Origin of the sequence: Pedobacter polysacchareus (genome assembly GCF_019802255.1) — a bacterium.
Lineage (GTDB): Bacteria > Bacteroidota > Bacteroidia > Sphingobacteriales > Sphingobacteriaceae > Pedobacter > Pedobacter polysacchareus.
In genome coordinates this window covers 371,349-385,643 of record NZ_JAHYSS010000004.1, presented here as the reverse complement: position 1 = coordinate 385,643, position 14,295 = coordinate 371,349, and the positions used below count along the sequence as shown (strand labels likewise).

At 41.3% G+C, this 14,295-nt stretch carries 16 protein-coding genes; 9 read left to right on the top strand and 7 right to left on the bottom strand.

Annotation, left to right across the window (positions count from 1 at the left end):
- Window positions 1-40: 40 nt before the first annotated feature.
- Together K7X70_RS12865 and K7X70_RS12860 are read right to left on the bottom strand one after the other, a co-directional pair.
- A complete protein-coding gene (locus tag K7X70_RS12865; RefSeq protein WP_222537472.1) occupies window positions 41-1,048 on the bottom strand; it encodes an FKBP-type peptidyl-prolyl cis-trans isomerase in 1,008 nt (335 codons plus the stop codon).
- A 94-nt stretch (window positions 1,049-1,142) separates the two neighbouring features.
- Window positions 1,143-2,153: a DHH family phosphoesterase gene (locus K7X70_RS12860; protein ID WP_222537752.1), complete on the bottom strand. Its 1,011-nt coding sequence runs from the start codon at window positions 2,151-2,153 to the stop codon at window positions 1,143-1,145.
- 107 nt (window positions 2,154-2,260) lie between these two features.
- Here K7X70_RS12860 and K7X70_RS12855 point away from each other — a divergent pair, with 107 nt between their 5' ends.
- From K7X70_RS12855 to K7X70_RS12845, 3 genes are all read left to right on the top strand, one after another.
- Window positions 2,261-2,680 carry a nucleoside-diphosphate kinase gene (locus K7X70_RS12855; RefSeq protein WP_222537471.1) on the top strand — a complete coding sequence of 140 codons (420 nt, stop codon included), beginning with the start codon at window positions 2,261-2,263 and terminating at the stop codon, window positions 2,678-2,680.
- A gap of 443 nt (window positions 2,681-3,123) precedes the next feature.
- Window positions 3,124-3,864 carry a BamJ family beta-barrel-assembly machinery protein gene (gene bamJ / locus K7X70_RS12850; protein ID WP_222537470.1) on the top strand — a complete coding sequence of 247 codons (741 nt, stop codon included), beginning with the start codon at window positions 3,124-3,126 and terminating at the stop codon, window positions 3,862-3,864.
- Between the two features lie 54 nt (window positions 3,865-3,918).
- Complete coding sequence (locus K7X70_RS12845) at window positions 3,919-4,101, top strand: hypothetical protein (protein ID WP_062550483.1); 183 nt, start codon at window positions 3,919-3,921, stop codon at window positions 4,099-4,101.
- A 4-nt stretch (window positions 4,102-4,105) separates the two neighbouring features.
- Here the strand turns inward: K7X70_RS12845 and K7X70_RS12840 are convergent, their stop codons facing one another.
- Window positions 4,106-4,396 (bottom strand): DciA family protein, encoded by a 291-nt coding sequence (locus tag K7X70_RS12840; protein WP_222537469.1) that lies wholly within the window; start codon window positions 4,394-4,396, stop codon window positions 4,106-4,108.
- Window positions 4,389-5,492 carry a DNA replication/repair protein RecF gene (gene recF, locus K7X70_RS12835; protein ID WP_222537751.1) on the bottom strand — a complete coding sequence of 368 codons (1,104 nt, stop codon included), beginning with the start codon at window positions 5,490-5,492 and terminating at the stop codon, window positions 4,389-4,391. Before recF ends, K7X70_RS12840 begins: the two co-directional genes overlap by 8 nt.
- Window positions 5,493-5,742: 250 nt before the next feature.
- Between recF and K7X70_RS12830 the strand changes: the two genes are divergently transcribed.
- The 3 genes from K7X70_RS12830 to ytxJ all read left to right on the top strand — a co-directional run bounded on the left by K7X70_RS12830 (window position 5,743) and on the right by ytxJ (window position 7,527).
- The gene (locus K7X70_RS12830) at window positions 5,743-6,411 is read left to right on the top strand and encodes a tetratricopeptide repeat protein (RefSeq protein ID WP_187665801.1); all 669 of its coding nucleotides are present in this window, start codon (window positions 5,743-5,745) and stop codon (window positions 6,409-6,411) included.
- Between the two features lie 77 nt (window positions 6,412-6,488).
- Window positions 6,489-6,980, top strand: a complete 492-nt coding sequence (gene ribH / locus K7X70_RS12825) for a 6,7-dimethyl-8-ribityllumazine synthase (protein ID WP_222537468.1) — start codon at window positions 6,489-6,491, stop codon at window positions 6,978-6,980.
- A 214-nt stretch (window positions 6,981-7,194) separates the two neighbouring features.
- The gene (gene ytxJ / locus K7X70_RS12820) at window positions 7,195-7,527 is read left to right on the top strand and encodes a bacillithiol system redox-active protein YtxJ (RefSeq protein WP_222537467.1); all 333 of its coding nucleotides are present in this window, start codon (window positions 7,195-7,197) and stop codon (window positions 7,525-7,527) included.
- Here the strand turns inward: ytxJ and K7X70_RS12815 are convergent.
- Window positions 7,517-7,921 carry an OsmC family protein gene (locus K7X70_RS12815; RefSeq protein WP_222537466.1) on the bottom strand — a complete coding sequence of 135 codons (405 nt, stop codon included), beginning with the start codon at window positions 7,919-7,921 and terminating at the stop codon, window positions 7,517-7,519. The two genes, ytxJ and K7X70_RS12815, sit on opposite strands and share 11 nt — an antisense overlap.
- A gap of 111 nt (window positions 7,922-8,032) precedes the next feature.
- Here K7X70_RS12815 and lipA point away from each other — a divergent pair, with 111 nt between their 5' ends.
- The 3 genes from lipA to K7X70_RS12800 all read left to right on the top strand — a co-directional run bounded on the left by lipA (window position 8,033) and on the right by K7X70_RS12800 (window position 10,407).
- A complete protein-coding gene (gene lipA, locus K7X70_RS12810; protein ID WP_222537465.1) occupies window positions 8,033-8,920 on the top strand; it encodes a lipoyl synthase in 888 nt (295 codons plus the stop codon).
- A gap of 61 nt (window positions 8,921-8,981) precedes the next feature.
- Window positions 8,982-9,533 (top strand): RNA polymerase sigma factor, encoded by a 552-nt coding sequence (locus tag K7X70_RS12805; RefSeq protein WP_222537464.1) that lies wholly within the window; start codon window positions 8,982-8,984, stop codon window positions 9,531-9,533.
- 1 nt (window position 9,534) lies between these two features.
- Complete coding sequence (locus K7X70_RS12800; protein ID WP_222537463.1) at window positions 9,535-10,407, top strand: anti-sigma factor; 873 nt, start codon at window positions 9,535-9,537, stop codon at window positions 10,405-10,407.
- Here K7X70_RS12800 and K7X70_RS12795 read toward each other — a convergent pair.
- The gene (locus K7X70_RS12795) at window positions 10,404-11,339 is read right to left on the bottom strand and encodes an NAD(P)H-hydrate dehydratase (protein WP_222537462.1); all 936 of its coding nucleotides are present in this window, start codon (window positions 11,337-11,339) and stop codon (window positions 10,404-10,406) included. The genes K7X70_RS12800 and K7X70_RS12795 overlap by 4 nt on opposite strands.
- 10 nt (window positions 11,340-11,349) lie before the next feature.
- Window positions 11,350-14,193 carry an excinuclease ABC subunit UvrA gene (gene uvrA / locus K7X70_RS12790; protein WP_062550493.1) on the bottom strand — a complete coding sequence of 948 codons (2,844 nt, stop codon included), beginning with the start codon at window positions 14,191-14,193 and terminating at the stop codon, window positions 11,350-11,352.
- Between the last annotated feature and the right edge of the window lie 102 nt (window positions 14,194-14,295).

The following is a 14,295-nucleotide window of genomic DNA, read 5'->3' as shown; positions in this document are numbered from 1 at the left end:
ACTATATGCGGACGGGCTTTTCTATTTTAATGCTTTTTAATTATTTTTTCTTTGCCGGAGCAGTTGGCGCAGCTGTTGCTGGAGTCAACGTTGCAGCTGGGGCAGCTTTTGGTTTTTTAATGTCTACTAATTCCACATCAAATACTAGTGGAGCGAAAGGACTGATACCACCTTGCTGCATTCCACCTTCGCCATAAGCTAAAGCTGAAGGAATGATCATGGTCATTTTACCACCTTTACCGATCAATTGTAAACCTTCGTCAAATCCTGGAATTGCTCTACCTAAAGTGATCGCACGCGGACCATAAGTAGCCATTGGATTGTGTTTACCTGATTCTTTAGCGATTTTCTCATCACTGGTATCGAAGATATTATCTTTACCGTCAGATTTTTTAGTCGTTAATTTACCAGTGTAGTTTACCATCATGGTATCACCTAAAACAGGTTTTTCATTGTTACCTGGTTTGCTGATTACATATTGTAATCCTGAAGCCGTAGTAGTTGTTTTAAGGTTGTTATCAGCGATATATTTTTTGATTTTACCCGCTTCCGCAGCTTTCATTTTTTCAATGTTTGCTTTGTAGTCTTTTTCAAAGAACTCTCTTGCTTTTTTCTGGAAAGTTGAGTCAGCCTCATCTTTACCTTTTTGCAATACTTTTTCTACTTTAATCGTAAAGATCAGGTATTTGTCTTTTTGACCTGCTGGTTTTGGCTGACCAGAATATTTAGCTACGGTATCTAAGTCCAATTTGAAAGTTGCACTATCGCCTTCTCCAAACATGGTCAATACATCATTCATATCACCTGCATATACTTTTTTCTGTACAGGGAACACTTGTGGTGCTTCCATATCCCAGGTATTTACAGTTACTGAGTCTTTTTCAGTTTTTTGAATAAAGTTCAATTTTACAATATCACCTTCTTTGATTTTATCTTTTCCACCATCTTTGTGAATGGTGTACATCAGGCCACCCGGACCTTTTTTGTATTGGTTACAAGCAGCTAATCCAAGTGTTGCTGCGAAAAGAATTACGATACCTTTCTTCATGTGGTTTATTAAGTTTTTGTTTTTTATTTAATTTTTTTTTATTCTATACTGAAGGCGAGCATTCTTTTATTTTCAGCTCAACAGGTTATAGCCTTTATTGTAATAATTGTGTTTTATAGTCTGTTAGTAACGCTTTAAAAGTCGTTACGGTATCTTCCAGATTTTGATCTGAATAACCACCTGCCGCATTTCTATGTCCGCCACCATTGAAATATTTCTTACAAATTTCATTTGCAGGGAAATCTCCGGTGGAGCGCAAAGATAATTTAACTTTATCAGTTCTTTCAATAATAAATGCAGCTAATTTTATCCCGTTTACAGACAGTGCGTAGTTCACAATACCTTCTGTATCACCGGTCTGAATATTGAATGACTTCAACTCTTCTTTGGTCACGGTGATGATCGCAGTATGGAATTCAGGCAGGATTTCCAGTTTGTTGCTCAGGCAATGGCCCAGGAAACGCAGGCGGTTTTCCGTCGCATTATCGTATACCAATTGGTGGATTTTCCAATGTTCAGCCCCCAAATCAATCAGTTCAGCCGCGATACGGTATACGGTAGAATTTGCGGAAGGGAAACGGAAAGAGCCAGAATCTGTCATGATACCGGTATATAAGCAAGTGGCAATATCTTTATTCATGAATTGACCGTCTTCCAGCTCATTCACAATAAAATCATAAACCAATTGTGCTGCTGCACAGGCATTGATACTCCAATGGCGGTAATCATCAAAATCTTCCGGATCCAAATGGTGGTCGATCATCAATTTATAAGCATTGGACGCCCTCACCAATTCTCCCAATTCATTGATCCTGCTCAGGGTGTTAAAGTCCAGGCAAAAAATCAAGGCTGCCTCTGCGACTAACTGCGCAGATTTCTCCTGTTGTTCTGTGTAAATGATGACATCACAATTATTGGGAAGCCAATGTAAAAAGTAGGGATAATCCGTAGGCGTAATCACGGTTACGTGATGTCCTTTCTGGATCAGATAAGCGTACAAGCCTAAAGATGAACCCATCGCATCGCCATCAGGCTTATGGTGGGTTGTAATTACAATTTTTTGCGGCGTTGCCAGCAGTGATTTTAATTCAGGAACAGATAGCATAATTTTCACTGCAAAGCTAGTGATTAAATGATTAATTGGAGCCTATTATATTTGATGCTATAATATTAACAGTATAAAACGTAATTTTGCAAAAAAATTGAAATAAGATGACTACAAACAGAACATTTACCATGATTAAGCCTGATGCTGTTGCAAACGGACATATCGGCGCAATCATCAACGACATTACTGCAGCAGGTTTCAAGATCGTTGCTTTAAAATATACTAAATTGACTGAAGAAACTGCTGGTCAGTTCTATGCAGTTCATGCTGAACGTCCTTTCTACAAAGATTTAGTAACTTTCATGTCTTCAGGACCTATCGTTGCTGCGATCTTAGAAAAAGACAATGCAATTGAAGATTTCAGAAAATTAATCGGTGCTACTAACCCAGCTGATGCAGCTGAAGGTACCATCCGTGCTAAATATGCAAAATCTATTGATGCAAATGCGGTTCACGGTTCTGACTCAGACGAGAATGCACAAATCGAAGGAGATTTCTTCTTTACTGCTGCTGAGCGTTTCTAGTATTCCCTAAGCGGAAAAAAAATAAGCATCCTGATCAGGGTGCTTATTTTTTTTTAGCCCATTTTTTTTTCTGATCCCAGGATTTTAAAAAACGGGAAACATCAGGAATTTTTATTGAATGTTGACACCGGGAAGAGTCCGGGAAGAGAAGGGCATTAGTATAAGGTTCGGAAGGGGTTCCGATAAGGTTGCTATAGGGTTGCTATAGGGTTGCTATAGGGTTAACTAGCCCAATCCTATAGCAACCCTATAGCAACCCTATCCAAAGGCTATAAGAAAGCAGGCCTCATAGGTACCCTTCTCCGGCCAGCATTCTACCCTAATTACAGCAGCTCTGATCAAACTTTACAAAAAATTTCAGGATACTTTGTACCTTTCCCCTCCAAATGAACCATTGGGTAGGTCCCGAACAGGCAAACCCTCTTATAAAAACAACAGCATTGATGAAAAAAATTTTGATTACCTTATTACTTCCATGCTGCAGTCTGGCGGCTATGGCGCAGACAAAAGGAACAAAGGCGAGTCCGGCAAAAAAAGCTACGGCCACAAAAACAGCGGCTAAGGGCCCGGTAAAACCAGTTTTTAAGAACAACCTGGATTCGGCCAGTTATGCTTTAGGCGCCAATATGGCAGGTAGTATGAAAAAAGACGGGCTGACGACTTTAAACTACGATCTGATGATCAAAGGGATGAAGGATGCACTCGAAGGAAAAACATTATTAATTAGCAAAGAACAATCACAAACACCCATCAGCAACCTATTTAACGGCCTGAACAAAAAGAAATTTTTACCCATGATCAACGAAGGAAAAACATTTTTAGAAAACAATAGGAAACAGCCAGGCGTAAAAGAAACCGCAAGTGGCTTACAGTATATCGTGCTTCAGGAAGGCACAGGTGTTAAGCCGGTAGCTACAGACACGGTATTGGCACATTATAAAGGTACTTTATTGAATGGAAAACAGTTCGACAGCTCTTATGATAGAAACGAGCCGCTTTCTCTTCCATTAAACCGCGTAATTCAAGGATGGACAGAAGGCATCCAGTTGATGTCTACAGGTTCAAAATACAGGTTCTTCATCCCTTACAACCTTGCTTATGGCGAGCGTGGTGCAGGTGCAGACATTCCACCTTACAGCACTTTAATTTTCGAAGTAGAACTTTTGAAAGTAAACGGTAAATAAACCGCCAGAAAACCATTGGGAAATTGCTTTGTTATTAGAGGTAAAGAAAAACCTATGATCGCAAAAAGATATTTCCCACTGGCACTTGTGGCTTTGCTTTCCAGTACGCTCATGAGCTGTGAACTGGTACAAGGCATTTTTAAAGCTGGCGTATGGACCGGCATTATCGTTGTTGTATTGGTATTGGCATTGTTAATCTGGCTAGTGAGCCGGATATTTGGCGGTGGCGGAGATTAATCCACTATAAAAACACGATTTCTGTGATTACTTCAGAACCGGCACGTTCATTCAATTTTTCAATGATCCCGGTTCTGACCATCATCAGTTCATTCTTGATCACCGAAGATTCAATTCTCACAAAAAGTTTCTTTTGAAAAATGTAGATCTGTGTGGTGCGGTTGCCAATGGCTACGCCCATCAGTTCCGGCCATAAGGCGATAATGGTCGTTTCGTCGAACTTCCCCTTCAGCTTATACACATTCAGTAATTTGCCGATCCCTTCTTTTAAGGTGATGTCATTAGGTTTACGCATTTTCTACTGCTCCGTTATTTACTTCGAACAAGGTAACTGCTACATCGATCTTCTCGAATACTGCCAGCACCCGTTCTTTACCGGTGTCTGTAATAAAAATCTGCCCGAAGTCATGGTGAGATACCATTTCCATCAGCTTGTGCATCCTGCTGTCGTCCAGTTTGTCGAAAATATCATCCAGTAACAGCAAGGGCTTGAATCCTTTAAACTTCTGAAGATAAGCATATTGTGCTAATTTTAAAGCAATTAAAAAAGATTTCTGCTGTCCCTGAGAACCAAATTTCTTTAAAGGCATTGCCGTAATGGTAAAGATCAGGTCGTCTTTATGAATACCTGTCGTGGTACGTTCCAGGATTTTATCTTTCTCGATAGACTGGCTCAGGAGCTTTGAAAAAGGCGTGTCTTTCAGCTGACTCAGATAAGTGAGGCTTACCTCCTCTTTATCATCCGTCAGGTACTGATAATATTTATTAAATAAAGGAATAAAGTCGGCCATGAACTGCTCCCGTTTGGCAAAGATTTTATTGCCGGAGAGGACCAGTTGTTCATTGTAGATTTCTAATAAGGTGGGATCGTAACTTCTGGTCACCGCGATCTGCTTCAACAGCGCATTACGGTTCCCCATGTGCTTGTTGTACAGGATCAGTTCATCCAGGTAATGGGCATCCGTTTGGGAAATCACATTGTCCATAAACCTTCTGCGTTCCTCAGAACCTTCCATAATAATGGTCGTATCATAGGGAGAGATCATCACCAATGGAAATAAACCGATGTGATTGGCCAGTTTATCGTACTCCTTTTTATTCCGTTTGAATTGTTTTTTCTGATTTCTTTTTACCCCACAGGTGATCTTCTCATTTTTCTGCTCGCGTTCAAAATCCCCCTGGATCAGGAAAAGATCTTCGGAAGTTTTAATCTGCTGACTGTCGATGGGATTGAAATACCCTTTACATAAACACAGGTAATGAATGGCATCTAGTAAATTGGTTTTTCCTGCGCCATTATTCCCTACAAACGCATTTACAGTTTTGGAAAAACTTAGACTGGCGTCAGAATAATTTTTAAAATTGAGGAGTGTAATGTTTTTTAACCACATAGTTGTATGGAGCAAAGTTACCGTTTAGCTTTGTCATATAGTAAAGTGACTGTGTCATTTATTTTTCATCTGCTGCGCTCCTTTTATCATTCGCCCTCTAAACCAGGTTTTAGCCCCTATGCAGTAGATTATTAACCATCAGGTAGTTCTGTTTAACCATTTAGGCAACAAAGTTTAAGAAATCCTTCGAAAGGGGTTGATACTTTCCTATAAAAATGTATTTTTGCAATCCTTAATTTTTTTAAATAAAATGTCTACAACAGAAAAAGAAACGAGTCACCCGGTAAGAAAGGGTTCCTTTTTAGAAGAAAATTCAAAAAGCCTTTTGTTCATTGCAGGCGCTGTAGTGCTATTAATTGGGATCTACTTTTGGTATCAAAATGTATATCTAAAAGACAGAGCAGTAGAAGCATCGGCAAAAATGTATAAAGCAGAACAGTTTCTTGGAGTAGATTCTCTTGCCAATAAAGCAATCAATGGCGATGGTGGTTATCCAGGTTTAGAAAAAATTGCGGAAGAGTACGACAACACCAAATCTGCAAACTTAGCTAACCTTTATTTAGGTGGTATTTATTTGCGTAAAGGGGAGTACAAAAAAGCAACTGAAGCTTTGGGTAAATATGCTGAAACAGGAAGTCCGGTAGCAGATCCATTGGCACTAGGTTTATTAGGTGATGCTTACAGTGAGTTGAAAGACTTCAAACAAGCGGCTACTTATTACAAGAAAGCAGCTGATAAAGCGAGCAACAAATTCACTTCTCCAATGTTCCTTAAAAAACTAGGATTGGTTTATGAGCACCTGAAAGATTTCAAATCTGCAGAAGATGCTTACACGAAAATTAAAACTCAATATCCGGAAAGCCAGGAAGCAGCTATGATCGATGAATTCATCGCACGCGCTGCTGTTCAAGCCAAGTAGGATGATCGCAAAATATTATGACAAAGGTTAGCCATTACGGCTAGCCTTTTTTTGTACCCTTTACTTATATTTGCAGTATGGCAACACAACTTAAAAACCTATCTGACTTTTCACACACGACTGTTCCTAATGGATCAGCCTATAAAATCGCGATTGCGGTGGCAGAGTGGAATGCAGAAATTACAGGCAGCCTGTTTAATGGCGCTTTAAAAACCTTACTTGAGCACGGCGTTGCAGAAGAAAACATTCTTTCTATTGCGGTACCGGGTACTTTTGAGCTGACTTCAGCTGCAGACCTGCTATTGAACAAACACCAGGACCTGAATGCGGTGATCTGCTTAGGTTGTGTGATTCAAGGGGAGACCAAACACTTCGACTTCATCTGTGATGCGGTAGCCAATGGAATCACTCAGGTGAGTGTAAAACATAGCAAGCCGGTAATTTTTGGTGTACTGACTACCAATGATTTACAACAGGCGATTGACCGTGCTGGCGGTAAACATGGCAACAAAGGCGATGAGGCGGCTATTACTGCGCTGAAAATGTCTGAACTGTCAGTTACTATCTAGCAAAGCTTTGTTTCTTCGTATTAAAATTGGTAATTTCGTAGAAGAAATTTTTTAAATCAGTTGAGAATGAAAAAATTAGTCATTTTATTGCTCTGCGTAGGGACTGCGGTTACGCTGCTGCAAGCCTGCTCGAACAAACTTTGTCCGGCTTACAGCTCTTATCCGCAGAAAAGAAGATAAGGACTAAATAAAAATACCTATTAAAAGAATTTTGATGCAGTGGAAACAGATAACTGATCTTACACAGATCAGCGAGATAAAGAATAATGAGGGTTACAGTTTAATTTTCAAACACAGTACCCGCTGTTCGGTGAGCAGTATGGCAAAAAGACGTTTTGAACTAGACTGGGAAGCAATCCCTGAAGCTACCAATTTATATTTTCTTGATTTAGTAGCGTTCAGAGAGATCTCCGCAAATATCGCGGAAACCTTTCAGGTGCATCATGAATCTCCGCAGATCTTATTGATCAAAGACGGAGATTGTATTCTTGATGCGTCACATAGCGACATCTCCGCGGAGGAGGTTGCCGAAATGATTAATAATTAAAAGATACCGTTTGCTTGATATCAGGGTGTAAACTCATGGCTACCGGACAAGTACGTGCCGAACGCTCGATGATCGTTTTATCCTTATCAGAATAACCATTAGCTGGGAATTGGAAATTGATTACAATTTCCGAAACCCTCCTTGGATTTTCGGCCATGATCTTCGTGACCTCTGCAGTGGCCCCATCAATGTTAAAACCATGTGATGCGGAAGCAATCCCCACAATTGTCAGCATACAATTTCCTAAGGAAGTAGCCAGCAAATCCGTCGGCGAAAACGCCTCCCCTTTACCATGGTTGTCTACCGGCGCATCCGTTATGATTTCATTTCCAGAACGTTCATGTACAGAAGTTGTTCTTAAACCTCCGTTATAAGTTATTTTTGAAGTTGCCATCGCTTTAGTATTTAGACCACAAGATTAACATATTTTTTTAAAACTGTCAGATTAGCGTTGTTAAACCTTGCATTTTTATAACTATTCAAACCTATTGCTTAACTTTGTCCTATGATTGAACTTCCGGTGGTTTCCGCAAACACAGTACAACGTAAACCTGATTGGCTTAGAGTTAAGCTTCCTGTTGGTAAAGAATATGCACAAGTACGCAGTCTGGTAGACACGCATAAACTGCATACGATTTGCGAAAGCGGTAATTGTCCGAATATGGGCGAATGCTGGGGTGCAGGTACTGCAACTTTCATGATTCTTGGAAATATCTGTACACGTTCCTGCTCTTTCTGTGCAGTAGCCACTGGCAGACCATTAGCCGTGGATATGGATGAGCCTAATCGTGTGGCAAATTCTGTAAAACTGATGAAGGTGAAACATTGTGTGATCACTTCCGTAGATAGGGATGACCTGAAAGATGGTGGTTCTATCATCTGGGCCGAGACTTTACAAGCCATCAGAAGAGAAAGTCCGGAGACTACTTTAGAAACTTTAATCCCTGATTTCAGAGGGATTTGGGACAATTTATACCGCGTACTGGAAGAAAGACCAGAGGTGATGTCTCATAATATTGAAACGGTAAGACGTTTAACCAAACAAGTGCGCATCCAGGCAAAATACGACAGAAGTTTAGAGTGTCTTAAACGCATTTCTGATTTCGGATTGAGAACTAAAACAGGCATTATGCTGGGTTTAGGAGAAACCGAAGAAGATGTTTTTGAAGCAATGGACGATTTAGTAGCCAATGGCGTGCACATCCTGACTTTAGGTCAGTATTTACAGCCTACCCGCAACCACCATCCGGTACTGGATTGGATTCATCCAGATCAGTTTGCTAAATATAAAGAAGTAGGTATGGCCAAAGGTTTCAAATATGTAGAAAGCGGACCATTGGTACGTTCTTCTTACCATGCTGAAAAACACCTATTTGATTTAAATCTTCTGTAAAAAAAACAAATTTTCAATTTTCCTTGTTAAGGTTTACTGTATTACTGTATATTAGTAGACCTTGACAACGACAAAGAAAATATCCCTATCTGAAGATCAGCTCATCCTAGCTTTAAAAGCTCAGGATACCAATGTCATGAAGGCATTGTATGATATGTATTCAGCTTCCTTGTTTGGTGTCATCTCCAGAATTGTTTCGCATACTGAGGTTGCGGAAGATGTTCTACAAGAAACTTTCTTAAAAATCTGGAATTCGGCAGATCATTATGATGCCACAAAAGGGCGTCTATTTACCTGGATGATGAATATTGCCCGGAATTTAGCTATCGATAAGCTCCGTTCAAAAGATTTTAAGAACGCGAATAAAAACCAAGACATCGAAAATAACGTAGATTTCATTGACTCGCAGAAAGACACAACTTTCAACGCGGACGTGATTGGTTTGAAAGACATGGTAACCGCACTTAAACCGGAATTCAACAAGGTGTTGAGCATGGTTTATTTTAAAGGGTATACTCACGTCGAAGCGGCAGAGGAATTGGATTTGCCATTAGGTACGGTTAAAACCCGTATACGAATGGCTATTATGGAATTAAGAAAGCATTTTAATTAAGGTGGAAGAGGGAAAAGCATATATCGAATCAGGCATACTAGAACTTTATGTTCTCGGCGAGCTCAGCACGCAGGAACAACATGAAGTCGAAGCAATGGCAGCAAAATATCCGGAAGTAAAAGCCGAAATTACTGCAATTGAGCTTGCTATGGAAAAATATGCCATGCACAATGCGATTGAACCTTCCCCAGAATTGGAAACGATCATCCTTGGGGAAATTGTTGCTACAGCTCCGGTAGTTCAGGAAAAAACAGCAGTGAATGTAGTTTCAGCTGTTGCCGAGCCTCAGCAAGCTACAACTGTACCGCTATATCCAGCAGGGTATGAATCAAAAATAAGAACTTTACGAATTGCACTGGCAGCCTGTGCTGCATTACTGCTGGTGGCAGGTGTTGCCCTTTATTCTGCACATACGGAATTAGGCACAGCCAAAAATCAGATTATTGCTTTAAATCAAGAGAAACAGCGATTTGCCACTACGGTAAATTACATGACGGAAACCAATAAGGAATTGCAGACGATCGCAGATATGCCGGCAGATCCGGATTGGAAAACGGTACGTTTAGCAGGTACGAAAATGGATCCTGAGGCGAAAATGACGGTTTATTGGCATACTTCTGGTCGCCATGTCATGCTGGACAACTCTAAAATGAGCCTTCCTAAAAATGATGAAGCGCATCAGTATCAGCTGTGGGCACTGGTAAAAGGAAAACCGGTAGATCTAGGTGTATTTGATGTAAAAGCAGACAGCAGTCACATTCTTTTGAAAATGAAAGAAATTGCAGGTGCTGAGGCCTTTGCCGTTACTTTAGAAAAAAGAGGTGGTTCTCCTGGTCCGACTATGGATCAGATGATTGCCATGGGCGGGGTCTAAAAATTAGCTAAACTTTTTACAGTCAGAGGAACCTGCATCGCAACTTGTGAGGCGGTGACATTGAAATGCGTGCTGCTCAGCTCATCGCCGGATTTACCATGAAAATAGCAAGCCAGTAATGCCGCAGCTTTCGAGCTGTATCCCTGAGCCAGATAGGCAGTCAGCATCCCTGTTAATACATCTCCCATCCCGCCTTGTGCCATCGCCGGATTTCCCGTTTGATTGATAGACACATCACCTTCATGATCGATAATGAAAGTATATTGATTTTTAAGGACGATAATGATCCCTCTTTTTTTAGCCTCTCTTCTGGCCGTCTGTAAACGCTCCCACCAGTTTTCATGGGCACCAAAGAGCTGATCAAACTCTTTTACATGCGGAGTAAGGATCGAGTCTTTTGGCAGCTGATGGAATGAATCCGGATGTGCTTTTAATATCGCTAAAGCATCGGCATCAATTACTGCCGGTTGTTTCAATTCAAAAATAGCTTGCATGATGTGCTGACGCTCCGCCATTCGGCCAATACCAGGCCCTATCCCGATCGCATTATAGTGATTTAATGTTCTAGGTCTGAGTAATTCTGCACGCTCCAGATACATCACCTCTGGCAAGATGCTATTCAGTGCGGTTAAGCCCTGCTCTGGAATAGAAAGACTGACCAAGCCTGCGCCAGCATACAAACTTCCCTTGGCGCAGAGAATCGCTGCACCCATCGTTTTTTGTGCGCCTGCAATCAGCAAAGCATGACCATAAGTGCCTTTATGCGAAAAAGGCATCCTGATTTTCAGCATGCCTTTTATATCGGCGGCTTCCACCAATTTATAAGGGGAAGCTGCCGATTCTGTACTTTGTTTCGTTAATCCAGGATCTACGGCCTGTTTTTTACTCGATGGATCTGTATCGGGCAAATAGGCATTCAGGAAAACTGACATATTATTTTTTTTATAAACCCATTTCTTTCTTCAAAAATTTACCGGTTAAACTGATCGGGTTTTGTACCAATCCTTCAGGGGTTCCTTCAAAGATGATCCTGCCACCGCCGGCACCACCTTCTTCTCCTAAATCGATCACCCAATCCGCTACTTTTACCACATCCAGGTTATGCTCAATCACCAGCACGGTATTTCCTTTTTCTACCAATTCGTTCAGCACACCAAGGAGTACATTGATGTCCTCAAAATGTAAGCCAGTAGTCGGTTCATCCAGAATATAAAATGTTTTTCCGGTATCTTTTTTAGAGAGTTCGGTCGCTAATTTCACGCGCTGTGCTTCTCCGCCGGAAAGCGTGGTAGAAGACTGCCCTAAAGTGATGTAACCTAGACCTACGTCCTTAAGGGTTTTGATTTTACGGTAGATCACCGGCATGTTTTCGAAGAAATCACAAGCATCTTCAATGCTCATATCAAGCACATCGCTGATGGATTTACCGCGGTAACGTACTTCCAGGGTTTCCCTGTTGTATCGTCTTCCCCCGCATTCTTCGCAAGGCACCTGTACATCTGGAAGGAAGTTCATTTCGATGACTTTCATTCCTCCCCCCTGACAAGTTTCACACCTTCCACCTTTTACATTGAAAGAGAAACGTCCTGGTTTATACCCTCTGATTTTCGCTTCCGGTAATTGTACAAAGAGGTTTCTGATGTCAGAAAACACGCCTGTATAAGTAGAAGGGTTCGATCTAGGCGTACGCCCGATCGGTGCCTGGTCGATTTCAATGACTTTATCAATTTCTTTAATGCCATTGATCTTTTCATAAGGCAAAGGATGTTTCTTGGCCCTGAAAAAGTGATGGTTTAAGATGGGGTATAATGTTTCCGTAATCAGACTGGATTTTCCGCTTCCGGACACACCGGTCACGGCAATGAATTTACCCAATGGGAAATCTACTGAAACATCTTTTAAATTATGTCCACTTGCTTTGATGATGGACAGTTTATGACCGGTTCCTTTTCTACGTTTTTTAGGGATTTCAATTCCTTTTTTACCGTTTAAATACGCTGCAGTCAAGGTATCTGATTTCAGAATCTCTGCCGGCGTACCCTGTGCAACAATTTGTCCACCGCGTACACCTGCAGCAGGCCCCACATCAATTACGTGATCTGCTTCCAGAATCATGTCCTTATCGTGTTCTACTACCAATACGGTATTGCCAAGATCCCTCAGGTTTTTTAAAGCGCCAATTAAGCGCTCATTGTCGCGCTGGTGCAAGCCGATACTCGGCTCATCCAGAATGTACATCACATTCATCAGCTGAGAGCCGATTTGTGTGGCCAAACGGATCCGCTGCGCCTCTCCACCGGATAAAGTACGTGCCGTACGGTCCAGGGAAAGGTAATTTAACCCTACGTCCGTCAGGAAGCCCAACCGGGTTCTGATTTCTTTAAGAATTTCTTTGGCAATGGTATTCTGGCGTTCCGACAAGCGGCTTTCCAGGTCTACATACCAAGTTTTTAAGCTGTTGATATCCATTTCTGCCAGCTCAAAGATGTTTTTGCCGTCAATTTTAAAGTGTAAACTTTCCTTCTTCAACCTTGCACCATTACAAACCGGGCAGGTTTTCAGTTTACGAAAAGTTTCCATATCGTCGATTGCGCCTTCCCCCTTTTTCTCCTGCTGTTCTTCCAGCAGTTTAATGATCCCATCAAAGGTGATCTGGTAGTTTTGCACATTCCACTTGTTGTATTCTACAGCCACACTTAAAAGCTCATGAGAACCGTCCAGGATGATCCCGATCTGTTCTTCTGTCAGTTTTTCCAATGGAGTAGATAAAGAGAAGTTATACTTTTTAGCTAGGGCTTTCAATACCTGGAACACCCAGATGTCGCGGTATTCACCTAATGGTGCTAAACCACCGTTCATGATGCTCAATTTAGGGTTCGGCATCACCGATTCCTTATCAATCACGAAAATATAGCCTAAACCGTCACAGCTTTCGCAGGCGCCATAAGGAGAATTGAAAGAGAAACTGTTGGGCTGTGGTTCATCATAAGAGATTCCGGTAGTCGGGCACATCAGGAATCGACTGAAATGGGATACATTGTTGTCTTTATCACTGATTTTAATGATGCCTTTTCCCATCTTCATTGCCGATTGCAGGGAGTCCTGTAAACGTTTCTGGTCTTCTTTATCGATGATCAATCGGTCTATCACCACCTCAATGTCGTGGATTTTATAACGATCCACCTGCATTTTAGGGCTCATGTCCTGGATTTCTCCATCGATGCGCACTTTAATATAGCCTTGTTTACGGATCTGCTCGAATAGCTCGCGGTAATGTCCTTTACGTCCTTTTACTACAGGCGCAAGGATATTGACCGGCATCCCTTCAAATTTCTTATAGATATTGCTCAGGATCTGATCTTCGCTCATGCGCTCCATTTTCTCTCCGGTATTGTAAGAGAAGGCATCCGCAGTACGCGCATACAGTAAACGCATAAAATCGTAGATTTCAGTGATGGTACCTACAGTAGATCTTGGATTTTTGCTGGTTGTTTTTTGCTCGATGGCAATTACCGGACTCAATCCTGATACTTTATCCACATCAGGACGCTCCATTCCACCCATAAACTGGCGGGAATAGGCACTGAAAGTTTCCATGTACCTACGCTGTCCCTCCGCATAAATCGTATCAAATGCTAAAGAGGACTTTCCGCTTCCACTTAATCCGGTAATGACTACCAGCTGGTTTCGGGGAAAGGAGATGTCTATATTTTTAAGGTTATGTACCCTGGCACCATATACTTCTACATCCTTTTGCTCGCCCAGGTCAACGGTATTTTTGCTCATATTTTTATTAAAACAATACTGATATCTATATATTTAAGACAACAAATTTTCAGCCACAAAAATGCTAAAAATTTTATCAAAAGAAAAGTTTACAGCGCTATG